22 protein-coding genes and 3 pseudogenes are annotated in these 22,967 nt (G+C 45.0%); 8 read left to right on the forward strand and 17 right to left on the reverse strand.

The window, feature by feature from the left end:
- Nucleotides 1–95: 95 nt before the first annotated feature.
- Entirely contained in the window at nt 96–2,771 is a 2,676-nt protein-coding gene (locus BPOF4_RS17945; protein WP_012960664.1) for a glycoside hydrolase family 13 protein, read from the reverse strand.
- Between the two features lie 189 nt (nt 2,772–2,960).
- Nucleotides 2,961–3,662, reverse strand: a complete 702-nt coding sequence (locus tag BPOF4_RS17950) for a Crp/Fnr family transcriptional regulator (RefSeq protein WP_012960665.1) — start codon at nt 3,660–3,662, stop codon at nt 2,961–2,963.
- Nucleotides 3,663–3,794: 132 nt separating this feature from the next.
- Between BPOF4_RS17950 and hmpA the strand changes: the two genes are divergently transcribed.
- Nucleotides 3,795–5,018 (forward strand): NO-inducible flavohemoprotein, encoded by a 1,224-nt coding sequence (gene hmpA / locus BPOF4_RS17955; protein WP_012960666.1) that lies wholly within the window; start codon nt 3,795–3,797, stop codon nt 5,016–5,018.
- 206 nt (nt 5,019–5,224) lie between these two features.
- Here the strand turns inward: hmpA and BPOF4_RS17960 are convergent, their stop codons facing one another.
- From BPOF4_RS17960 to BPOF4_RS17975, 4 genes and pseudogenes are all read right to left on the reverse strand, one after another.
- Entirely contained in the window at nt 5,225–6,220 is a 996-nt protein-coding gene (locus BPOF4_RS17960) for a nuclease-related domain-containing protein (RefSeq protein WP_012960667.1), read from the reverse strand.
- Between the two features lie 238 nt (nt 6,221–6,458).
- Nucleotides 6,459–6,596: pseudogene (locus tag BPOF4_RS22055) on the reverse strand (D-mannonate oxidoreductase); the annotation flags it as partial.
- A gap of 217 nt (nt 6,597–6,813) precedes the next feature.
- Nucleotides 6,814–7,722, reverse strand: a pseudogene (locus tag BPOF4_RS17970) (zinc-binding alcohol dehydrogenase family protein); the annotation flags it as partial.
- A 57-nt stretch (nt 7,723–7,779) separates the two neighbouring features.
- Nucleotides 7,780–8,205 (reverse strand): hypothetical protein, encoded by a 426-nt coding sequence (locus BPOF4_RS17975; RefSeq protein WP_012960670.1) that lies wholly within the window; start codon nt 8,203–8,205, stop codon nt 7,780–7,782.
- A gap of 122 nt (nt 8,206–8,327) precedes the next feature.
- On the opposite strand from BPOF4_RS17975, the gene BPOF4_RS17980 reads away from it, so the two are divergent.
- The 7 genes and pseudogenes from BPOF4_RS17980 to BPOF4_RS21775 all read left to right on the forward strand — a co-directional run bounded on the left by BPOF4_RS17980 (nt 8,328) and on the right by BPOF4_RS21775 (nt 11,929).
- Entirely contained in the window at nt 8,328–8,672 is a 345-nt protein-coding gene (locus BPOF4_RS17980) for a hypothetical protein (RefSeq protein WP_158305586.1), read from the forward strand.
- 2 nt (nt 8,673–8,674) lie between these two features.
- Complete coding sequence (locus tag BPOF4_RS17985) at nt 8,675–9,670, forward strand: ABC transporter permease (RefSeq protein ID WP_012960672.1); 996 nt, start codon at nt 8,675–8,677, stop codon at nt 9,668–9,670.
- Between the two features lie 150 nt (nt 9,671–9,820).
- Nucleotides 9,821–10,249 (forward strand): annotated as a pseudogene (locus tag BPOF4_RS17990) (ATP-binding cassette domain-containing protein); the annotation flags it as partial.
- A complete protein-coding gene (locus BPOF4_RS23040; protein WP_476489877.1) occupies nt 10,238–10,399 on the forward strand; it encodes a hypothetical protein in 162 nt (53 codons plus the stop codon). The pseudogene BPOF4_RS17990 and the gene BPOF4_RS23040, both read left to right, overlap by 12 nt.
- Nucleotides 10,371–10,565, forward strand: coding sequence for an ABC transporter ATP-binding protein (locus BPOF4_RS22680; RefSeq protein ID WP_012960676.1), 195 nt, complete (start codon nt 10,371–10,373; stop codon nt 10,563–10,565). Before BPOF4_RS23040 ends, BPOF4_RS22680 begins: the two co-directional genes overlap by 29 nt.
- Nucleotides 10,566–10,665: 100 nt before the next feature.
- Entirely contained in the window at nt 10,666–11,586 is a 921-nt protein-coding gene (locus tag BPOF4_RS17995) for an LCP family glycopolymer transferase (protein ID WP_012960677.1), read from the forward strand.
- 184 nt (nt 11,587–11,770) lie between these two features.
- Nucleotides 11,771–11,929, forward strand: coding sequence for an aspartyl-phosphate phosphatase Spo0E family protein (locus BPOF4_RS21775; RefSeq protein ID WP_081457703.1), 159 nt, complete (start codon nt 11,771–11,773; stop codon nt 11,927–11,929).
- Nucleotides 11,930–11,985: 56 nt separating this feature from the next.
- Here BPOF4_RS21775 and BPOF4_RS18000 read toward each other — a convergent pair whose 3' ends face one another.
- The 11 genes from BPOF4_RS18000 to BPOF4_RS18050 all read right to left on the reverse strand — a co-directional run bounded on the left by BPOF4_RS18000 (nt 11,986) and on the right by BPOF4_RS18050 (nt 22,938).
- Nucleotides 11,986–12,240 carry a hypothetical protein gene (locus BPOF4_RS18000; protein ID WP_012960678.1) on the reverse strand — a complete coding sequence of 85 codons (255 nt, stop codon included), beginning with the start codon at nt 12,238–12,240 and terminating at the stop codon, nt 11,986–11,988.
- A gap of 347 nt (nt 12,241–12,587) precedes the next feature.
- The gene (gene fabZ / locus BPOF4_RS18005; RefSeq protein ID WP_012960679.1) at nt 12,588–13,022 is read right to left on the reverse strand and encodes a 3-hydroxyacyl-ACP dehydratase FabZ; all 435 of its coding nucleotides are present in this window, start codon (nt 13,020–13,022) and stop codon (nt 12,588–12,590) included.
- 323 nt (nt 13,023–13,345) lie between these two features.
- Complete coding sequence (locus BPOF4_RS18010) at nt 13,346–14,320, reverse strand: nuclease-related domain-containing protein (protein WP_012960680.1); 975 nt, start codon at nt 14,318–14,320, stop codon at nt 13,346–13,348.
- 373 nt (nt 14,321–14,693) lie between these two features.
- Nucleotides 14,694–15,011 (reverse strand): DNA-directed RNA polymerase subunit beta, encoded by a 318-nt coding sequence (locus tag BPOF4_RS18015; RefSeq protein WP_012960682.1) that lies wholly within the window; start codon nt 15,009–15,011, stop codon nt 14,694–14,696.
- 34 nt (nt 15,012–15,045) lie between these two features.
- Entirely contained in the window at nt 15,046–15,891 is an 846-nt protein-coding gene (locus BPOF4_RS18020; RefSeq protein WP_012960683.1) for a flagellar hook-basal body protein, read from the reverse strand.
- 28 nt (nt 15,892–15,919) lie between these two features.
- Nucleotides 15,920–16,738: a flagellar hook-basal body protein gene (locus tag BPOF4_RS18025; RefSeq protein WP_012960684.1), complete on the reverse strand. Its 819-nt coding sequence runs from the start codon at nt 16,736–16,738 to the stop codon at nt 15,920–15,922.
- Nucleotides 16,739–16,837: 99 nt separating this feature from the next.
- Complete coding sequence (gene mreB, locus BPOF4_RS18030; protein WP_012960685.1) at nt 16,838–17,839, reverse strand: rod shape-determining protein; 1,002 nt, start codon at nt 17,837–17,839, stop codon at nt 16,838–16,840.
- Between the two features lie 111 nt (nt 17,840–17,950).
- Nucleotides 17,951–18,238, reverse strand: a complete 288-nt coding sequence (gene spoIIID, locus BPOF4_RS18035) for a sporulation transcriptional regulator SpoIIID (RefSeq protein WP_012960686.1) — start codon at nt 18,236–18,238, stop codon at nt 17,951–17,953.
- A gap of 432 nt (nt 18,239–18,670) precedes the next feature.
- Nucleotides 18,671–19,333, reverse strand: a complete 663-nt coding sequence (locus BPOF4_RS18040; protein ID WP_012960687.1) for a 3'-5' exonuclease — start codon at nt 19,331–19,333, stop codon at nt 18,671–18,673.
- 34 nt (nt 19,334–19,367) lie between these two features.
- Nucleotides 19,368–21,296: a DUF294 nucleotidyltransferase-like domain-containing protein gene (locus BPOF4_RS18045; RefSeq protein WP_012960688.1), complete on the reverse strand. Its 1,929-nt coding sequence runs from the start codon at nt 21,294–21,296 to the stop codon at nt 19,368–19,370.
- Nucleotides 21,277–22,938 carry a sodium:solute symporter family protein gene (locus tag BPOF4_RS18050; RefSeq protein WP_012960689.1) on the reverse strand — a complete coding sequence of 554 codons (1,662 nt, stop codon included), beginning with the start codon at nt 22,936–22,938 and terminating at the stop codon, nt 21,277–21,279. The genes BPOF4_RS18045 and BPOF4_RS18050 overlap by 20 nt, the downstream gene beginning before the upstream one ends.
- Nucleotides 22,939–22,967 lie beyond the last annotated feature (29 nt).

Raw genomic sequence — 22,967 nt, forward strand, 5'->3', positions numbered from 1 at the left:
ATAGCTGATTTGCTAGAATTACTCTTCATTTTGCTAAGATAATCTACTGTAATGCTGAAATCCAACAAAAAAAGTGCGCCGCAGCGCACTTTTTCTTATTTCTGACCTCGCTTGTCACTCGGATGGAGCACCGTTACTTGCTCTGGCTCCACCGGATTAAAGACAAATTCGAATTTCCCGCCTCGATCTGGCGTAAATGTTAATTCACTAGTCGTTTCCGCTCCGTTTATCACATACTCGAACGTAACCTTCTGCTTATTTTTCAAGTGGATGCCTTCAGAACGCCACACACCTGCTGCCTCGTCATAAGATAGAGCAATGTCCTGAGCATGAACGCCTCGCAGCGCGACATGTTCAATGTCCTTTTCTTCCTCAACAACTTGATACACAGCAAATGAGTTCGCTCCTACAGTCAACTCATCACCTGTCATTCTCTCTCCTGTTACTAGATTCTCTAACTCAAGCTCTTCATCTATCGCGAGCACAGCTTCTGCTCCTTTGTTGACAGCAACGATTAGACGCTCGTCCTCATTGCTGCGCTCAAATACAAGAGCATCGCGCGTTGCAGAATGCGCATGGAAGTCACCTGTGCGAAGGGCTGAGTGGTTTTGGCGCAGCTCGATAATTTCTTGGTAATGAGTGAGCAATTCTTGATCCTGCTCTTCTTCATCCCAAATCATGAACTCCCGGTACCAGCGGTCTTTCCAGTCGTTAAACTCATTATGGTTCGCACTTTGCGAGAGACCAACTTCTGTTCCGTAATAGATAACAGGTGAGCCCGGCAGCATGAATTGCGTGAATGATGCCAACTTCAGCTTGTCTGTGTTACTGCCTGCTTCATATAAGAAGCGCGGCAAGTCATGGTTATCTAGGAATGTCGTCATAATGTATTCCGGGTGGTACACGGCTTCGTTTTCTTCGACATAGTTCACGACAGACTGCATCGAACCGTCAAAAGCAAATGTTCCTTTAAATGTATCGTGGAAACCAAAGTCCAGTGAACCATCAAGCTTTCCAGCATAGCTCGAGATTTTCTCGCGGCTATCCCATACCTCGCCAAATACATACATGTCGGGATCAATCGATTTCACTTTATCACGGAAATCGACCCAGAAGCTGTAGCTCGGACCTTTCGCATAATCCAGGCGCAAGCCGTCAAATTCAAGCTCTTCTAACCAAAATGGAACGACCTCATTTAACATATAATCACGTGCTTCCGGATGGTCGTTATTAAATTGCGGCAGCTCTTCAATGCCGTAAAAGGTCTCGTATGTGCCATCTTCATAGAACGTATACCAATCGTAATACGGGCTGTCTTCACCATTTTCAAGCGCATCTTGGAAAAATGGATGCTCACTTGATGTATGATTCGGAACAAAATCATAGATCACTTTCATATCACGATCATGTGCTTCATCAATTAATTCTTTTAACACTTTAAGCGTACCGAAATTTTGATCAACGCTCATAAAATCTGTCGGATGATAGCCGTGCGAATACGGACCTTCAAATACAGGCGACAGCCAAATCGTATCCACACCAAGCTCTTCAATGTAATCAAGCTTCGCATGAACGCCCTCAAGATCACCGCCCATCCAGTCTTTTAATGCTTCTTCTAGCGGCAGACTTGGGTCTACCCCGAAGTTATTTTCTGGATTACCATCAAAAAATCGATCGACAAAAATATGATAAATGACTGCATCCTTTGCCCATTCTGGAGAGCTGTAGTTCTCTACATAGTAGGCAAACTCGGTTGCTTCCTCGCTTGTTAAGCTGTTTGTATCGGCATATTGAGACCCCTCGCCGTCAGCTGCCCACACGTCAACGAGATATTTCACCGGCGTGCTGTCTGCTTGCTTAGGGATCACTCCTTTTAAAGTAGAGCGCTGCAAGTTATTTTCTGTTTTTGTTTCGACTACCTCTAATGGAGAGAACTCGCCAGAACTTGCTTCCCCGCGTGCGCCAGCCGGGGTGCTTCCGTCTGTTGTAAAGTAGATGCCGCCCTCATCAATCGGGCCGTAATGCTCCACTTCTACTGTAATCTCAACATCATCATTAGGCGATGGGATGAACGGGTTGTGGTTAAAGTTGTGAGAGACATTTTTAGCCACAGGAAGGCCTGTCCATTCTGTCACCGTGTCTTCTACAACGGTGCCTTCTTCAGTAAACGTTGCGGTGCGGTTAGCCTCAATGACTTCACGATACTTCGAATCACCTAGCCCGTAGCGGTACTCTAGCTCCTCCCCCGCCTGGCCATTTAACGTAACGGTGAACGTCTCTCCTTCCCGCTCTAGCGGTGTCACGCTGTAATTGAAGCTGTTATTACTCGTTGCGACTGTCGGTACGGCCCAATCAGGTGTTTCTTCTGGCACCGTTAATTGGAGCGTAATCGAGCCGTCGTACTCGGTAGCTGGCCTTACGTCAACTTTACGCTGGTCGCTCGGGTCAAAATAAAACTCATAGTCCCCTGTCTGCGGCACCTGGAATCGCAAATTATCACCAGCGAGCCACTCGTTATCCATGACAAATTTATACTCAAACTGAATTCCGCCGGATAGAGTAACAGGCTCGCTTTTCCATAAGCCTTCTGACTCATCAAATGTGAGCGGGTGATTCTCCCCGTCCCAGCGCAGCGGAGATTCCCCGCGTAGAACGACTTTATCATATACTTGGTCTCCTGCAGCCTCCGCAGTATTCGTTTGTGCAAACGGTTGCACAAACAGCGATAATAAAAGGCTTAATACCATGATTAACACTACACTCTTTTTCATCTTATTCTCCTCTCTTTTTCCTAGATTATAGCAGTCTTGAAACCGCTTACTGCTTTTTATTGTAGTATGGTCTTGTTTTATAATGCAACAATTTTCTGAAAAATAGGCAATCGGTTGCACATAAGACTATGAGAGGTTGTCGAAAGATAGGAGCGGACTAGGTCTTTTTTATTTATTGAAGAGAAAACACTACTCGCCGTAGAGCTTCCCCTCCATTTCTTCGCGAACAAAACAGAGCCTGCTTTCTTCGTTTTCTTTTAATAGGCCTTCTTTACGGAGCTTGGTCAGCGTGCGATTAACCGTTTCTCTCGTCGTACCAATCATTTTTGCTAGCTGCTGATTGGTGTAATCAGATTTGATCACTGTTGTTCCGTCTTCTGCAGGCTCACCGTTCGTTTCGCCGAGGCGGATAATCAGTTTAATAATTTGTTCGTATGTATTGTTGACGATCTGTGCTTCAAGACGGTCTTGCAAGTCAACGATCTTCTCCCCTAGCACATGGAACACTTGGATGCACAGCTCTGGATTTTTGCGGAGAATGTCTTCAAAATTACCAATCGGAATAACGACAAGCTGGGCATGATCAACCACCTGCGCATAAGCCGGATAGCCGCCTTTTCTGAAGAAACCGACATGAGGAAACATCTCGCCTTCTCGCAAGATCGCCACAATCTGCTCGCGTCCGCGGTTATCAGCTTTATAAATTTTGATGCGGCCCCTGTAAATGAAATACACATTTTCAATCGGCTCATCCTGCATAAAAATATGGCTGCCCCGCCCCCACTTGCGATAAATTGAAATATCAACAATTTGATCGAGCGCCGTATCGTTTAGCCGTTTAAAGAGTGGAAAATGAGTTAGTAATTCCTTAATCGTATCGTTATTTAACACGTAGGTCCCTCCTTTCACCTGTTCGATTTCACCAGTTAGTCACATCTATTGTGATGTATATCACACCCTCCCACTTCTCAGCCGACTATACTTATAAGTGTAGAAAACAGAGACGAAAAGGAGCGAGTGCATATGTTATCTAAAGAAACTATTTCTATTATAAAGTCTACGGTTCCTGTATTGGAAGTCCACGGAACAAAGATTACGACTCGTTTTTATCAACTATTATTCGAGCGTCACCCTGAACTATTAAATATATTTAATCATGCGAATCAAAAGCATGGCCGTCAGCAAACAGCGTTGGCAAACTCAGTGTATGCGGCAGCTCTTCATATTGACCGCTTAGAAGAGATCATTCCGATTGTAAAAAAGATTGGTCACAAGCATAGAAGTCTTGGCGTTAAAGCTGAGCATTATCCGATTGTCGGTGAAACATTGCTTGATGCGATGGTTGAGGTGCTGGGCGATGCGGCTACTGATGAAATTCTTGCTGCCTGGGGCGAGGCGTACGGCGTGATTGCTAATGCCTTTATCGGCGTGGAAAAAGAAATGTATGAAGAAGCTGAAAATCAAGCTGGCGGCTGGGCTGATTTCCGTGAATTTGTCGTCGCTAAAAAAGTAGTCGAGAGCGATGTGATTACCTCCTTCTACTTACAGCCATATGACGGTGGAAAGATTGCTGAATTTAAAGCGGGCCAATATGTGACTATTAAAGTGAAGCCTCGGGACAGCGAGTATACTCATCTACGTCAATACAGCTTATCTGATGCTTCAGGAAAAAATTATTACCGAATCAGCGTAAAGCATGAAAATGATGGCGTCGTATCAAGCTATCTGCATGAAAAAGTGGTTGAAGGCGATAAAGTTGAACTGACAGCACCAGCCGGAGATTTCGTTTTAAATACAGATTCTGAGAAGCCGGTTGTCCTCATTGGCGGCGGTGTCGGCGTGACACCAATGTTGAGCATGCTGAACACATTGGTTGAAGTGCAGCCTGAGCGTGAAGTAATTTTCATCCACGCAGCTGAAAACGGTGCGGTGCAAGCATTTGGCAAGCATGTGGAAGAGCTTGCTGGTGCGAATAGACAGGTTAAGAATTATGTTGTCTATGCAAATCCGACAGAGGCCGACGTTGAGCGAGGTGCGTTCGATCTTAAAGGCTTGATTGATTTGAAATGGCTCAAAGCTGCAGCAGGTGACGTGGCGGCTGAGGCTGACTTCTACTTCTGCGGACCCATTCCATTTATGAGAGTGATGAAGCAGTATTTAGCTGAAATGGGCGTGAGCGACGAGCGCGTATATTATGAGTTCTTTGGACCAGCGGCGAGTTTGGATGCTGTGGTTGAGGCGAAATAAAGATTGATAGAGGAGGTTGCAGCGTGATGCTGCAGCCTTTTTGTTTTCCCATTAAATGTATGGGTTTGCTAAAATAATGATGATTTTCGCTGGATTATTTAATTATTTGCTAAAATGCTTATGACCTTTGCTAAATAAAAAGTTTCGTTTGCTAGAATTAAGCGTCTACACTCTTCTGTAGTTCCAATAAGGAGACATCTTCTTCATTAGATGTCTTCTTTTTTTATGCTTTTTACTAGATTATCTATGACCAACTCAAACTTTTTATCCTTCGTAGTACCAGTCTCTACAGTTTTTAATGATTTTAACATTCTCCTCGCAGTATCTTTCGCTATTTTCAGGAATTCACATGCTTCCCTATTCGTAATCGTGTCACTTACGAGTAATACATAATCTACTAAGCTATTTATATGTGCTAATTTTGATTGGTAGTAGCAGCTTGGGCATAGCCATTTTCCGTGTAATCTCCTCATCGGGAGGGCATCACATTTCGGGCAGTGGACCCCACCTAATAGTTGGTCTAGCTCAATTCGGTAAAATTCGAGCGGTTCAAATGTTGATGGCATATGCGAGTTTTTTAAGAGCCTTGTTATTTTTTTGAGTAGCTTTGGGTCGAGAATGAGTGTGGTATATCGCTCGCTAAGCTTCTCTATCCGCTTCACCAAAACCGTGTCGCGTATTACATGTTTTCTTGTATAGGTTGTTGAGTCTGAGAGAGAAATCCGGCTTTGTGAGTTCGTTATGACCACTAGCGTTTCAACCGGTATATCCGGCAATTTATGTTTCTTTATAAATTGGCGAAGTTGACTAGCTTGCTTTTGGACTTGGATGATGGGGTCTGGAAAAGTGTCTTCTGCATCAGGAGTTGTGCGGACGAGCTGCTGAAATTCGGGTTCAAATGAGAGCGTTCCATAGAGATGCTTCACTTCGATGATGAGGATATAAGTTGGAGTGAGGATGAGTGTATCAATTTGAAAGAAATATTCGCCGCTTTGTAGACGAAGGTCATGGAGAATGATGTACTCTTTTGGCGGCAGAAAGCTAAGGTGATAATCGAGGGTGGACTCCCCTTTGTATCCAGCTTTTCGCTTGGCGAGATCGGCTTCAATGTGAGGCCTTTTGGGATGATGAGCGGGGATTCGGCGGAGGAGAGCTTCTAATTTGTCAATATGAATCGGGATTTTGCGAGGTTTGGCAATCATATAGGGCTCCTTTGCTTTGGTTAGAGGTTTAATAGAGGAAGAACTTCGACAAATTGAGTGGTTTGTCCTTTTTTCTTATTGGATAAGGTTGTGATTCTAGCAATTATAGTAACTATTTTAGCAAAATTAATCCTAATCCAGCGATTTCACCATTTATCTTAGCAAACTCCACCACTTTTCTAGCAAACGCAGCAAATATATGGAAAACACAACCGCCCCAGCGGTTGTGCCCTCATCATTAAACCCCTGAATACGCCATAAACCCACCGTCTACTGGTACGGTGATGCCTGTAACGAATCCAGACATATTCTCATCTGCCAGCCACAGCAATGTGCCGAGCAGATCTTCCGGATCGCCGAAGCGGCGCATTGGTGTGGTGAATGTTACTTCAATGGATGTCACGCCGCCTTCAATACACCCTTTGGCAATCGTCGCTGCCTCTTCAAACGTATCTCCGCGAACAACAGCTGTAATTCCGGCATCGATCATTTTTTGTAAAGTTTGATAGCTTTTCATGATCATTCTCCTTTTATCAAGTTAGTTGCGAATCAACACATCATGCCCACCCGATAATTGGGCGGGCAGATCGTGCTTACATGGAGATTACTGCTTTTCGTACTTCATTTGGATTGTTTTCAATGAAAGACATCGCTTCTTTAATCTCATCAATAGAGAAGGTATGTGTGACCATTTCATCTACATTCAGCTCTTTTTCTTCCATCCACTTAATGACTTTTTCAAATTGGTTCGTTTGCAGACGTGATCCGACAATCGTTAATTCTTTTTTAGTAATTGGAAGTTGAGAGATCGTTGATGGACGCTCATCAAACCCTAGTACCACAACATGTCCGGCAATGGATGCTGCGTGGATGCCTAATTCGAATGTTTGCGGGAGACATACCGCATCAATGACAACATTGGCCCCTTCACCAGCCGTTGCTTCCATTACCGTCTCCACTACATCCTCTTTACCAGCATGAATCACTTTATCTGCTCCGCACTTTACGGCAAAGTCTAATCGTTCTTCACTTAGATCGGTGATAAAGCATGTGGCTCCAAGCAGCTTTGTCACTTTGAGACAGCAGATGCCAATCGGACCTGCTCCTTGAATTAACACGGTGTCACCTTTTTGGACATTTCCGCGCCAGTTCGCTTGTGCCCCGATCGTAAATGGCTCTACTAATACCGAATCTTCAAAGGGAATCGATGCATCAACTTTATGAAGGTGAGCTTCGTTTACGACCATATATTCCTGCATGCCGCCGTCGCGGTGTACACCATATACTTCAAGCTTTTCGCACACATTTGCTCGGCCATTACGGCATGCATAGCACTCGCCGCATGTATCAATTGGCTCTAGTACCACCTTATCGCCTTCTTTTAAACGGGACACACTCTCCCCCGCTTTGACGACTTCACCTGTCACTTCATGTCCAATAATACGCGGATACGTAGCTAATGGATTGGTCCCGTGGTAGATATGCATATCTGTTTCAATAATAAATTTTCAAATAATAAAAAAAGAAATGCGACAAGCCTCCGCTCATCGCATTCCACCTTATTCAATCGTAATATCTGCTACGATTTCATTATTCTGTACAACTTGCACATTAGCCGCTTTATCTTCATGTGCAGCCTTTATTTCTTCGGCAAAGTTTTGAGCAAGGGCTTCGACTCGCTCTTCTTCGACACTTTCATCTAGCATAAGAGAGCCGACTGCTGTGTCTCCATCTACAAATACTTGTGCGCCTAGTACGCCTGCCTCCTGCTCAATATTTGCCGTAATCGGCGCTCCGTCTTCAATATAGTCCGCGCTGTCTACCGGTTCACCTTCAGCAAAATCTTCTCCTGCTTCTGTTTCTTCTATCTCTTGTTCCTCGTTTACTTCCTCAGTCTCTTCCGTTACATCCGTTTGCTCTTCGCCTTCAGAACAGCCTGCTAAAAGCATTGCGCCCGCTGTTGCTGCGATTAAAAATTTCTTCATATGATGTGTACCTCCTATGACAAGCTGTTTCTATTTTACTATAAAAGGTTGCTCGTATGTAAGACTAATAGGAAGAATACAAAACCAACTCTCATCCCGAACCGTAGCTCAGTCAGCTAAAAATGGGATTAAAGGTTCCCTTCCTCTATGATGAATACTTCTATATCAACCTTGATCAATACGGTGATTTCATGCGTATGTTTTACCCATTTTATGATGGCATAGAAAGCCTGGAATCCGCGCAGTACAGCTTAGAAGACTATAAGCTCTCAGAAGCAGAACAAGAGGCTCTTCAATCTAGATACTCAACCTTCTTTATGGATTCATTGAAAGATGAGTACTTTACTGATAACGGGAAAGTAGATTATGAACATAGCGATACAACGCTGAGCTTACGCGAATTGGTCATGGAGCTGTCTCCTGAGGAAGCTGCAGCCGGCATATTGGCCAAGAAAGGAGCGAGATAGTCATGAAGCTTTTGCGTATGGTTCTCTCCAGACTTTTTTATAAGCCGGCTGTCTTGCTGCTCCTTTTCTTGGTACCTATAGGCGGGATGCTGCTTTTTGGCACTCTCCTTGAAAAAGGACAACAAGAAATCGCTATTCCGATTGCTTTGGTAGATGAGGACGGTGAGGTCTTTTCACGATTTGTTGTCACACACCTTTCCAGCCAAGACCGGATCTCTGTGATTACAACCACCAGGGAAGATGCCCGGGAAATGCTCTTGAGACATGAAGTCGATTCAGTTTATGTGATTAAGGAGAACTTTGAAGCCGCTTTAAAACAGGGAAACAGGCAAGAGATGATTGAGGTGTGGACCGCGCCTCAGTCTTTAACGACTGGAATTATAAATGAGGTCATCGCTAGTATGGCAGCGAGACTGTCAAGCAGTGTGAATGCTGCTGACCGCGTCCTCGTTTTATCTGCTTTATTAGAGCTGCCGCTTGATGCGGAAGAAAATGTGGTGTGGCAAAGGACATTTGAATACAGCGAAAGCCAGTGGGACCCTGAGCCGCTGCTTACGATCGAGTATAAAGATGTTTCAAGTGACGGTGCGGTAAGTGACGTTCAAAAACAGTGGTTAAACCCGTATTTAGGGATGTGGACCTTTTTCACACTGTTGATTGGCGTTGTTCTATCAGATTGGGTGCTTCGGGAAAAACAGGTGATCTTTCCGCGAATTCGCTCTACGTTTGCTGGATTACGAAACTATTTATTCGTTCAGTTTATTGTGTATGTCAGTTTCTTTATTCTGCAAGCTTCGGCTTCGTATTTTATCTTACTATCGTTACATAAAGCTGCGCCTAGTGTGAGCTTATTCTTAAGCATGATGCTGTTTGTATGTGTAAGTATGGCCCTTTCCTTTATGCTCGCGGCCTGGAGCAAAAATCTTGTATTATATTCTTGGCATGATGGTGGTCGTCGGCTTAAGCCTTTTAGGGGGAAGTTTCATCCCTGTTCATGAACTAGCTGAGGTCCTGCGAGCGATCTCTGCGTATCTTCCACATTTTGCGGTGATGCATGTGGATTCCGTTTCACCCTTATCCTTAATTGTGAATGGTATTGCCACTTGTGTCATGCTCACATTAGCGATTAAACGATTGGAGGGAAGAGAATGGTTGAAGTGAATCAGATCGAGGTAAGAAATGTTTCTAAATCGTACGGGAAGAATAAATCCCTTGATCGCCTATCATTATCTGCTAAAGAAGGACAAATCTACGGTCTTCTTGGCGCGAATAGGTCTGGGAAATCAACCCTCCTTAAATTGTTAGCAACGGTCATGGAGCCTTCTGGAGGAGAAATCACCATCGCGGGTTTTGATATAAAAAAGCAAATAAAGCCTATTCGTGAGCTGATCGGCTATGTACCTCAAGAGTTATCGATTTGAGAGGAAGCAACCGTGCTCGAGAATGCTCAGTACTGGAGTGCATTTTCCAATAAAAAGCTCACTAAGTCAGCACTGATTAACCATCTAGAGATGATTGGGCTTGGCTATCGTGCTCATGATAAAGTCAAAACATTATCTGGTGGGATGAAGCGAAAATTAAACATTGTGATCGCCCTCCTCCATGACCCAGAAATTCTCCTAATGGATGAGCCAACTGTCGGGATAGACTTTCAATCCAAATATGAAATCAATCAATTGATCAAACAGTTAGCGCAAGATGGCAAGACCATTATACACGACACATGATGTAGTTGAAGTTCTTTTCTTATGTGATGAAATTGGTGTCTTAAAAGAAGGACAGCTGCATTACTCTGGCACGCTTCAGAAGGCACGTGAGAAGGCCGGATCCGCAGCAAGTACGTTGACGGATGAGGAAGTATTGTACCGTTTAGTGAATGGAGAGTTGTTTTAATTGATGATGCAGGCGACGTCCATTTCCATCGACAGCCATTTTCCTATATAATGAAGTACATTATAACAAAGAACAACTTATACGGGGGGCAGGAATGTCGATGAAACGAGTCTTACTAGTGATTGCGGCTATCATTCTTCTTTCAATAACAGGATACGGGGTCTATTTGTGGGCGTCGGTAAATGAGACCGCGCAAGACATGTATGAGCCGATCGAGCGTGAGGAAGAGAAATCAGAAAAACGCGAGGTCAAAGTGGATGTTGAAAACCAGGAGCCTCTCTCCTTTTTAATCTCTGGCGTGGATTCATCTGGAGAAGAGCTTAAAGGGCGGTCGGATACGATGATTGTGCTCACAGTCAACCCACAAAAAGAATCGATTAAAATGCTCAGCATTCCGCGTGATACCAGAACAGATATCATCGGGCGCGGAACGGTTGAAAAGATTAATCACGCCTATGCGTGGGGCGGGGTTGAAATGGCGATTGACACCGTTGAGAACTTCTTAGATATTCCGATTGACCATTATGTGAGCATTAATATGGAAGGTTTCGTTGGTATTGTCGATGCTCTTGGCGGGGTGACGATTGATAATGACTTTGAGTTCAGCCAAAGCGGCTACCGGTTCCCAGTTGGTGAGCAGAAGCTTAGCGGCGAGGAAGCTCTTGCTTACTCGCGTATGAGAAAGGAAGATTCACGGGGAGATTTTGGCCGGAATGATCGTCAGCGTGAAATTGTGGAAGCAGTGATTCTAGAAGCTGCCGATATCTCTTCCATTGCACGAGCTGGAGACATACTAGATGCGGTCGGTAGATCAGTACGGACGGATTTAACGTTAAGTGAAATGTGGACGATCCAATCAAACTACCGCGGGGCAAGGCATCAGGTAGAGCAGCTAGCGCTACAAGGCGAAAACGAACGGATTGACGGTCTTTATTATGTGATTGTTTCGGATGAAGACCGTAAAGAAATGTCTAATGAGCTAAGAGAGCATCTCGAACTGCCAATTGAATCAAACGAATAAAAGGTGATGACTAATTGCTGTCATCACCTTTTTTGTTTTTCTTAAATGGACAAAATACTGAAATCTGTTCAAATAATAGTGGTATTCCCATGGAAAATCCAGTAGAATAGGAAATAACTACTAATAAGTATACTTATATTTTTGGAGAGAACGGCTAAAAAATCAACCATAACGGGTGAATACTATGAATAAAGAGAGCTTGCTTTTAGTGATCGAATCCAAGCGTGAAGAGCTACATGTCTCAGCACTCAGGTTCGGGATGAACTCAAAAGAAGTATTGCAGATAAGTGAGGAGTTAGATAAACTGATTTTCACCTACCAGACCCTGAAACCATGTTCATAACCACAGAAAAAAACCCCGCCTAAGCGGGGTTTTTGTATTGTAGAATCAGACTAGAATTAGTTAGTAGCTTCTTCATCTTCTTCTTCGATATCCATTTCTTCGTCTTCAGCTGGCTCTTCATCTAGAGCTGGCTCTTCGTCAGCTGGCTCTTCGTCAGCTGGCTCATCCATTGCTGGATCTTCAGCAGGCTCATCCATTGCTGGATCTTCTACTGGCTCGTCTACTGCCGGCTCATCTGCTGGCTCTCCACATGCTGCTAATACACTTAAAGATAATACAGCTGCTGCTGTTGTCATCATAAATTTTTTCATTGATAATACCCCCTGATTATTTATCTGACTAACGTATTGGGTTTATGAGTGCGTGACTCATTTGCCTTGCTGTTAGTCTGTGTACATCCTACCAAGCTTATGCGCAATCGTCTATAGGTTGCAGGTTTTTTTGGTAAGATCTAGGCATCTTCCCAAGGTGTCACACAGTTTATCACAAACTAGGATTATGTCGAATCCTAGTCGAACGCTGATATACCAATAGTTACAGGGCTGTTTTTGTTTTGCCGGCTTCATCCCGGTTCTTTATGCGGCAAGCAAGCCGTTCGGCCGGTTGGAGATTGTGTGCGTTGCTATGTATGTGTTCGGCCGGCCTTTACAGAGGCTGTTTAAGCATTTTTGATGGCAAACATAATGTCTGTCTCAACTGCAACCTCGCCGTTTACTGTGGCAATTGCATGTCCTTTGCCGATTGGTCCTTTAAGGCGTGTGATCTCTACTTCTAGTTTCAACTGGTCGCCTGGTACGACTTGACGCTTAAAGCGGCAGTTATCAATACCTGCGAAAAATGCGAGCTTGCCGCGGTTTTCTTCTTTTTTTAGCATGGCTACTGCACCGACTTGTGCAAGTGCTTCAATAATGAGGACACCAGGCATAACCGGATAGTCAGGGAAATGTCCGTTAAAGTATTCTTCGTTCGCTGTGACATTTTTGAGTCCTACTGCTCGTTCGCCTTCAGTAATCTCAAGAATACGGTCAATCAGCAAAAATGGATAGCGGTGCGGAATAATCTCTTTGATTTCTTCAATTGTTAATTCGCTCATGGTTAGACTTCCTTTCAGTGGTGGGATTTGGATGAGTTTATTATAGCATATGAGAGGTGCGTGGGCATGAGGCGGATGGGTGGGCGGTGGATGGACGTACGGGTAATTGCGTCAGTTGGAGGGGTTATTTGACTAGTTGCTTGGGTAATTGTGCGGGTTCAGACTGTAATTGCGTCGGCCCGCGGTGGTATTGCGCCAATTGCTGCTAATAGCGTCAGTCTCAGGCCGGATTGCGCCGGTTGACCAGACTATTGTATTGACTCCGGCTATAATTGCGCCGATTCCCTCGTGATGCCACACCGTGCACCAGCCCTCGCCTCAGATTACTTCAATCCAATTCTCTCTAAGCTGTAAGAGGTCCCTTTTGTGATGCCGTTTCGCTTTAGTGTAAGCTGTCTTAAGATTTTGTTGGCAATATTTCGTGTCGGCACGCCTAGAAAACGCCTGAGCTCTTTATTTGTGATGGATTCATTTATGAGCAATCGGTAGTCGGTGAGCGCATCGACAAACGGCGTACGCGAGTGATAATTGCAGTATGCGCATAACCAGCCGCCATATACCTTCCGCATCGGAAGCGCATTGCAGTAAGCGCAGTGGATGCCTGTTAAAAGCTCGTTTGGATGAAGTTTAAAGTAGCTTAAAATATTTGGTGTGTAGGAAGTGTGCTGACTTATCAGCTGTTTAATGAGGGCTTCACATTGCTTATCGGATAATTTTGATGGCGAGCCTTTCTGAAGAAGTTCGGAGAGGACATACGGCACTTTGGCCAGGTGGAGGATCTTTAAGCGCTGCTCACGTGTACCGCCGCTTACTTCGATTTTAGAATTTGGATTTGCTACAAGGATGAGTGAATAGATAGGAATGTCAGGGAAAGCTTGCTGCTTCAGCCATTCGGCGAGGAACTGCTCTTGTCTTGCCACTTGCAGGATGGGGTCTGGAAATACTTCTTCCTTTCCTTGTATGGAACGGATCAGCTGGTTGTATTCTAGATCAAAATGCAGCGTGCCGGATAGATTTTTCACCTCGAGAATGAGAATAAATGCTGGAGCAATGATTATAGAATCCATTTGAAAATGTTGACCGTTTAAAGGAAGCCTGATGTCGTGCAGCACGGAATATTGATCGCTGTTAAACGGGTCGAGGAAGTAATCGAGGGATTGTTCACCTTTTAAACCGGCTTGGTACTTGTACAGTTCTTCTTCTATTGCGTTCTTTTTGGAATGGTGAGGGGCTAGTCTTCTATGAAGGGCTTCAATTTGAAGCAGATGAATTGGGGTTTCGCGCTGTTTTCGGATCATATGCAGGCCTCCTGATAATTGGTAAAGTTAATTATTCGACTAAGGTCGGGAAAACCCTTTATTTTGTGACAAAATTTTTTGATAAGGTTGGTGAGGAGGAGCGGCCGGGTTGACTGGATGGAAAGGTGCAGGGAGAATTGCGCCGGCTCAGAGGCTTATTGCGCGGGTGTGCTTGGCTATTGCGCCTATCTATAGGGTTATTGCGTGGGTACAAAGGGTTATTGCGTCAGTCGGCTGTTTATGCTCCGATTAAAGACGCTATTGCGTCGGTGTAAGCTGGAATTGTATTTAGTTGAGGTGTGATTGCGCCTGTTGACCTCACTCTAACATCAGCCCAAAACAAAAAACCACCTCAAAAGGTGGTTTTCACTCACTAATTCCCTTGCATCATATCAAGAATATGGTACCAGGTTTCTGGTTTGAGGGCGTCAGACACGTCGCCATCGCCGATGACCCCGTAGCCAATAATGATTCCAAGAAGAAGACTGCCGCCGACAAGAACGGTTACGATAATAAGACGGAGCCAGATAGGAATCAGACGGATGCGCTCTTTTTTTGGACCTTTTCTGCGCAAACTAAATCGTCTCTTTTTCGGTTCTTCCTCCTTACCCGCTGCAACAGGAGTGTTTTCTACTTCTGTCTTAGCCGCTTCTTGTTCAGTTGTCGTTGGTTGTCTCTCTTGTTCAGTCATTTTCTTCTCCTCATTTGCACAAACGCGGTTATCCTTAACGGCGGATCCCGTTAATTAAACCGTTCATTTCATCTGCCATAGAAAGGGCACGTGCATTGAATTGATAGTGTCGCTGGGTTTGCAGCAATTCGTTCATCTCCTGAGCAATGTTCACGTTTGATTGTTCAAGAGCATTCTGCATCAGTCTTCCTTCATCACCTGGAACTTGTTCAAACATATCTGCATCCATTAATCCCAAGTTCTCAAGGTTTGGGATTGTAAAATGTGTGTCTCCTACTGCCTCAAGCAAGTGAGGTTTAAGCACATGGATGAGCTGCACTTGACCAAGTTCTTCCGTTGTTACATTATCATTTAATGTCACACGCAGTTCTCCAGTTGGGGAAAGTTGAATATCTGAGAAATTCATAGGCAATGTAAATCGGTTGCCTCCACCATCCAATAAATATTCACCATTTGCATTGACAATGGTAAGCTGACCAGGATTATCAGGATCTTCATTAAGATAAAAAGCCCCTTCACGCGTCAACCTATTAACAGCTTGTCCATTTTCAACAGATTGAACTTCAAAAAAGTGATTAGGCTGGGTGATAGCAAAATCTAGACGGCGGTCTGTATTTTGAATGGCCCCCTGCTCCATCCGAAGAGCGGTCTGGGCAATCTTTGCTCCTGCACCGACGCGGATTCCGTTTGGCGTCAGCCTGCCGGTTTCATAGCGTGTGTCCGTGTTATTATTAACCTGCTGGAATAACAGGTCTGAAAACGTTGCTTCACGGCGCTTGAAGCCTGTTGTATTGCTGTTTGCCATGTTATGTGAAAGTGTATCCATTTTACGTTGCAGCTGCCCCATGGTTACAGAAGCTGATATCATCGAAAGATTCATCGTTCTATCCTCACTTTCTGTTCAGCCATTAGCCTAACCGCCCGACTTCATTAACGGCTTTATCCAAGCTTTGATCATAAGCTTGAAGAATACGCTGGTTCGCTTCAAATGAGCGGTATGCATTCATCATTTCCGTCATTGTCTGTGAGGCATCAACGTTTGAGCGTTCAATAAAGCCTTGCTGGAGCTGATAGTTGATCTCGGCATTTCCAATTGCAGTCGGCAGCTCACCTTCTTCTGTATAACGAAGCAGGCCGTCTCCTTCTTTCACAAGCAACATTGGGTCTTCTGCGTAAGCCACGTTAATTTGGCCAATCACTGCACCATCTGATGACGTTATTGTACCATTTGGGTCAAGCGTGAAATTCTCATCACCGACTTGAAGCGACTCGCCGTTCGTTCCAAGAACATACTGCCCTTCCGTCGTTGTCAGAAAGCCAGCTCCGTCTATCGTAAAGTTTCCGTTACGGCTGTATAGGATCTCATCATTAGATTGAATCGTATAAAATAAAGCACCCGGACGCCCTGACTCTCCTTCAGGCAGTACACCTTGAAGCAGTGCAATATCGGTTGAATTGCCTGTTTCATTGATGTCTCCTTGACGAAAGTTCGGCATGCGTTCTTGCAAATAGACACCTGTTGCGAGTTCTCCGATAATCGGAGCAGATGCGCCTTTTGGTCCTTGCGTATCCATTGCTTTGATCAGCATGTTTGGAAACGCACGCAGTGATGCTTGGTCGGCTTTGTATCCTGGAGTATTCGCATTGGCTAGGTTGTTGGTCAGCATTTCTTGGCGCTGCTGTTGGGCAATCATCCCTGCTGCTGCGCCGTACAATCCTCTAAGCATCGTGTTCCTCCTTGGTTCACTGTTTATATTATTAAGCACGAAAACATGCGGCATGGATTCGTCCCTATGCCACATGTATCGGTATGTTTTAGGTTTTTGTTAAATTTTAACTTTCTTTGATATGCGGTCAAGGTTCTCAAGCATGATGCCTGTTCCTTTTGCCACACAATGCATTGGATCCTCTGCTACAAGCACCGGAAGCTTCAACTCTTCTGCTAGAAGCTGATCGATACCGTGTAGAAGAGCTCCGCCGCCTGTAAGAATAACACCTCTATCAATGATGTCTGCTGACAGCTCTGGAGGCGTTTGCTCAAGGACTTGCTTTGCAGCTTGTACAATATATGAAACCGATTCAAGCAACGCTTCTTCTATTTCCTTTGAGTGTACCGTAATTGTCTTAGGAAGTCCACTTACCATATCGCGTCCGCGAATCTCCATTTCCTCTTCACGCGCACCCGGAAATACTGTTGCGACTTGCATCTTAATGTTCTCAGCTGTACGTTCTCCGATAAGAAGTTTATACCTCTTTTTGATGTAAGTTAAGATGTCAGAATCGAATCTGTCACCAGCTACTTTGATGGAAGAGGCGGTGACGATATCACCCATTGAAAGAACAGCAACATCTGTTGTCCCACCGCCTATGTCGACTACCATGTTACCGCTTGGCTGGAAAATATCCATTCCGGCTCCGATTGCAGCAACTTTCGGTTCCTCTTCCAAATACACGTTCTTCCCGCCGCTCTTCTCAGCTGCTTCGCGAATCGCTTTTTGCTCAACAGATGTAATATTTGTCGGGCAGCAGATTAAAATGCGCGGCTTTGAAAACATGCTTTTGACATTAATCTTGCCAAGAAAATGCTTCAGCATCGATTCTGTCATTTCAAAGTTTGCGATGACGCCGTCCTTCATTGGGCGCATGGCAACAATATTTCCTGGTGTGCGTCCAACCATGCGGAACGCTTCTTCTCCGACAGCTAGAACTTTCTTTGACTGTGTATCGACTGCAACTACTGAGGGCTCATCTAAGACAATACCGCTACCTTTTACATAGACTAGAACGTTCGCAGTACCTAAATCAATTCCAATATCTCTACCAAACATGATTCTTTTTCCTCCCTGTTTTACCGAACATGATCGTATCTACTGATTACGATATACCTAATTGTAAATTTTATCACAGATTGTTCAGACAGGGATAATAATTTCTGCAAATTATTGACGACTTTTTACAATTTGCTGTACAGGCTCTTCTTGTGTCTTCTTGTATTTCACTTTCGTCGCTTCGCCGCCCCGAAGATGACGAATAGATTTGTGATATTCAAGAATTTCTTTTACTTCATTTGCGAGCTCTGGGTTGATCTCTGGCAAGCGTTCTGTTAAGTCTTTATGAACGGTACTTTTGGATACCCCAAACTCCTTTGCAATGGTCCGCACCGTTTTTCTCGTCTCGACGATATACTTGCCAATCTTGATCGTTCGCTCTTTGATGTAATCGTGCACACGTCTCGCCTCCCTAATTCTGTGTTGGTGATTGGTACAGTTTATTAGGGAAATTAAGCAGATATACCACATTTTAAAGAGGACGAGGGCTATTTTCAGACTTTTTTTACATATTTGGGTGATTGGAGGGTGTTTTCAGGGGTTGCATAGTGGTGTGGGGAGCTTCGGGCGGAGTGGTTTGCGCCGGTTCAGGCTCTTTATGCGCTGCTCTCGGCCGTGATTGCGCGGCTTGATGAAGTATATGCATCGGTATGCGCTGTTATTGCGCCGGTTGACACTTATTGCGCCTGTCTCCTAGCTTATTGCGCCGCTCTGGCCGGGTTATGCGTCAGTATAGGCTGTAATAGCGTCACTCTCAGTCAACACCTTCCCGCCGCCTAAAATCGCATTAAACAAAAAAAAACGCGGCTCGGCCGCGTTTTTCCTCCTCTATTAAAACACTACACCTTTTGTTGTGGAGCTGCCGATCTCCATTAGATCAGCGAGCGTCGTCTTGCCCCGGTCTTCTAGATGACGCATCAGCTCACAGAATAGATGGGCGGTGGTCATCGCATCTCCTAGCGCTTGATGGCGCTCATAGACGAGGGTGCCGAATTGCAGCGCATATACCTCAAGGTCGCGCATGTCACGTGACGGGTTGAGGTAACCGATTAAATCGAGTGTATCGACGACTAGGGGGGTGTCGTATGTGTATTTATGACGCAAAAGCTCCTTTTTGACGACCATCATATCAAAGCTGACATAATGGCCAACCCAAAGCTTGCTGTCAATGTCTTCATTGAATTGAAAGAATCGCTCAAGAGCTTCGAGTGAGGACGGCGCATCTTTCACCTTTTCCCCGGAAATACCGGTCAGGCTCGTAATCTTTTCTGGAATTTCTCGATCTGGATTGACGAACGTTTGGAAGGTCTGCTCCTGAACCTCCAAACCAGCCACCCGCACCCCGGCAATTTCAATCATCCGATCAGCCCCGTTAATAGCGAATCCTGTCGTTTCTGTATCAAATATCGTAAAGGTTAAATCACGAATATGCGTGTTTAACGGGACCTCTGATTGCAGCTGGTAATTAAGCTTTTGCTTTTTCCAAAACATCATGACACACACCTCCTAGTCGTCGCGTAATGCTCATTTAATACATTCCAAAAGCGCCTAATGTTTGATTTTGCAAACTGCGAATCGTTCTTAAAGCAATCATCAGCTCTTCTTTGTCTTTTGTACGCAAATGGGCAAAATGAATTTTGCTCGTTCTCTCTGTGTCAGATTGATAGCTTTGCCATGCTTGATCGACACGGATTGATAGAACCACCTCATAGGCAAAGCGGATTTCATCAGCTGTTTTAGCGTCAAATACATCAATTTCTACTAAACGATCGAGCCGCTCTAGCGGTGTTCCTTCAAATATGCCATGATGAGCGGATAGCAGCTGCAAACAATGATGGAGCGGGAAGAGGGCATGCATCTTAATATCAATCGACTCCCGCTTCATACGGAACAAAGCGCGAATCGGGTGATCAAGTGTTGGCACTGGGTGCTCTTTCTCCTGCTCTGCCATTCGGTATAAGAAGATTTTCGACTTTGTTAAAATCTCTTCTACCACATCGACAAATTGATCATGAAGCTCAGAGTCACCGTACAGGAGACGGTAAGATAAGAAATTATGGCCAAGCAGAATGTTGTCATTCGTCGAGCGCAGACTCCAGCCACGCAGACGTTCTTCCCATTTCTTCATCGAACCGCGCCATTGCGACTCACTTGCCATCATCAGTCCCTTACAGCGCTTATACCCTGCTTGCTCAAGATGACGCACAATCTCTCCACCAAGTTCAGCAAAATAGGTCTCTACTTCCTCACGTGTTTCATCTCTGACATCTTCATAGACGAGGAAGTGATCCTGATCCGTTAACATAAACTGCTCCGCTCGCCCCCCGCTCCCCATCATGTACCAGTTGAACCTGACAGGCGGTGCTCCGAGCCCGCGGTCTTCTACCGCACGCACAGCAAGCGTTACCGCATGCTTCACGAGGCGATCGTACAGCTTCGTAATCACATTTAACAGATGAGTTGTTGGAATACGGTCTTGAATTAAATTGCTGAGCACGTCATAGATTGCTGGTTTCATTGCCTCAATTGTCTCAAAATCAGATTCTTCTATTGTATGGAGGATTTCCATCGTGCCGCGATTTTTCTTGCGCAGAAGATCCGATAGCGTACACATGCCGACAACACGGCCGCGTCTCATCACAGGCAGATGCTTAATCCCGTTCATAAGAAAGCTCGACATTGCTTCATAATAGAAGGCATCATCAGCGATTATAAATGGATTAGCGGTCATCACTTCTTTGGCCACAATCCCTGGTCCGCCTCCATTTGCAACCACTCGGGCCACAAGATCTTTTTCAGTGATAATTCCGATTAGTTGATCGCCGTCATTTAACACGACGACTGAACTTGTGCCGCGCTCGACCATGGTTGCTGCGACATCTTGCACATCATCATCCTGATCGACAACAATCACCGGTTCGGTCATCACGTCATGAATTCGGCGGATAAACGGTTCACTTTCGCCAAAATGACTCGCTTGTTTCATTTGTTCTGCGAGAGATTGATAGATATCACGCAATCTGATCGACGCTTGGCGAAGCATAAAGTCACGAACCGTGTCATCATGCCAGCGCGCTTCAATGACCGGGTACGGGATATGCAGGCAAACAGCCTCCTCTACTGCCCGGACCTCGACTGCATATTGATCAGGATTCTCGCTCTTTTCGCCGAGAAAATCAGCAAGACTTGAGAAGCCGATCATATCGCCTTTTTGCAGCACCTCTAATACCTCTTCTGAATTTGAGTCCCTGCCACTGACAAAAACTTCTGCCACCCCTTTTAGGATAAGCAGAAGTCCTTCGCGCGGTGTCTTGGAGTAAAGTACTTTTTGAGATTTTCCGTAGTGTTTGAGTTCACATGTTTCTAAGAGATCCCGCAATTCGTCGGCTGTTGTGCCGACAAATAGCGGGTGAGTGTGTATGTCTTGAATCATTTGATTATCTACCTGAGGATTCATCCATCCATACCTCTCCGTCTTTATACGTCATTTGTTCAGGATAACGTAAATCTACGACATCATCTTGAAGTTTTTGAGATGGCGCTGCCGTCATTTTCGATACAAGAATTGTAACGATGAAGTTAATCGGCACCCCAATCAGACCTGCTCCTGTATCTTGAATACCGAAGAGTGTAATGCCGCTGCGTGCTAGTAAAATATATGTGAGTGTAACGGATAGGCCAACGAGCATCCCTGCAATGGCACCTTTTGCGTTGGCACGTTTCCACCAAACCCCGAGTAAGAGAACTGGGAAGAAGGTACCGCCGGCAATCGCAAATGCCCAAGCGACGATTTGAGTAATAACCCCAGGGGGATCAAGAGCCACGACCCCGGCAACTATAGTAGATAGTACGATCGCCCAACGACCTGCAGCAAGACGTTTCTTATCACTGGCATTTGGATTCACAAGACGATAGTAAATATCATGAGCAAATGAAGATGAAATCGTAATTAATAGACCACCAGCAGTCGATAAGGCAGCAGCCATCGCACCGGCTGCGACAAGACCAATGACAAAGACGCCAAGGTTTGCGATCTCTGGTGTCGCCATTACGACGATATCATTCGAAATGACAATCTCTTCCCACTGCAGGATTCCATCGCCGTTTTGGTCGGCTACTTGTAAGAGTCCTGTATTAACCCATGTTGTGGTCCAAGCTGGCAGCTCATCAATGGGCTGGCCTGCTACACGTGTCATTAAGATGAAACGTGAGAATGCAGCATATGCTGGTGCTGATAAGTAAAGAAGTGCAATAAAGACAAGCGCCCACGCACCACTCCAACGAGCTGCTTTCATCGTTGTTACCGTGTAGAAACGAACGATAACGTGAGGGAGGGCTGCTGTACCCACCATTAACGTAAACATAAGGGCAATAAACTGGGATTTTTCACTCTCGGCAAATGGAGCAAAGTACTCCGAAATCCCCAGTTCTCGGTCAAGCTCACCTAATTGCGTGACAATGTTTCCGTATGTAAGCCATGGTAATGGATTACTGGTGATTTGAAGCGACATGAAGACGATTGGAATAATGTAGGCAATAATTAAGATGATGTACTGCGCTACCTGTGTCCAAGTGATCCCTTTCATTCCGCCAAGCGTCGCATAGATCGCAATAACGACAACCCCGATCATCGTTCCATAAATGGCTGGAATGTTTAAAATTCGTCCAATAACAACACCCGAACCAGACAATTGTCCAATAATGTAGGTGAAACTGATGATAATCGTTGCAATCGCAGCAATCAGCCGTGCTGTGTTACTGCCAAAGCGGTCACCGATAAACTCTGGCACGGTGTAGCGGCCGTATTTACGAAGCTGTGGTGCTAGTAAGAAGGTTAAGAATAAATAACCACCAGTCCAACCCATGATATAGGCAAGACCGTCATAACCAAGAATCATAACTGTACCGGCCATCCCGATAAAGGATGCCGCACTCATCCAGTCTCCGCCTATCGCCATACCGTTCCAGAATGGAGGTACGCCTCGGCTTGCTACATAGAAATCAGAGGTTGCTTTAGCTCGATTATATACGGAAATTCCGATATAAAGTCCAAACGTTGCCATGATCATTAACACGGATACTAGCGTCTGTTGGTCCACAATGATGTCCCCCTTTTACTCTTCTCTTT

The sequence above is a fragment of the Alkalihalophilus pseudofirmus OF4 genome (assembly GCF_000005825.2).
Lineage (GTDB): Bacteria > Bacillota > Bacilli > Bacillales > Bacillaceae_D > Alkalihalophilus > Alkalihalophilus pseudofirmus.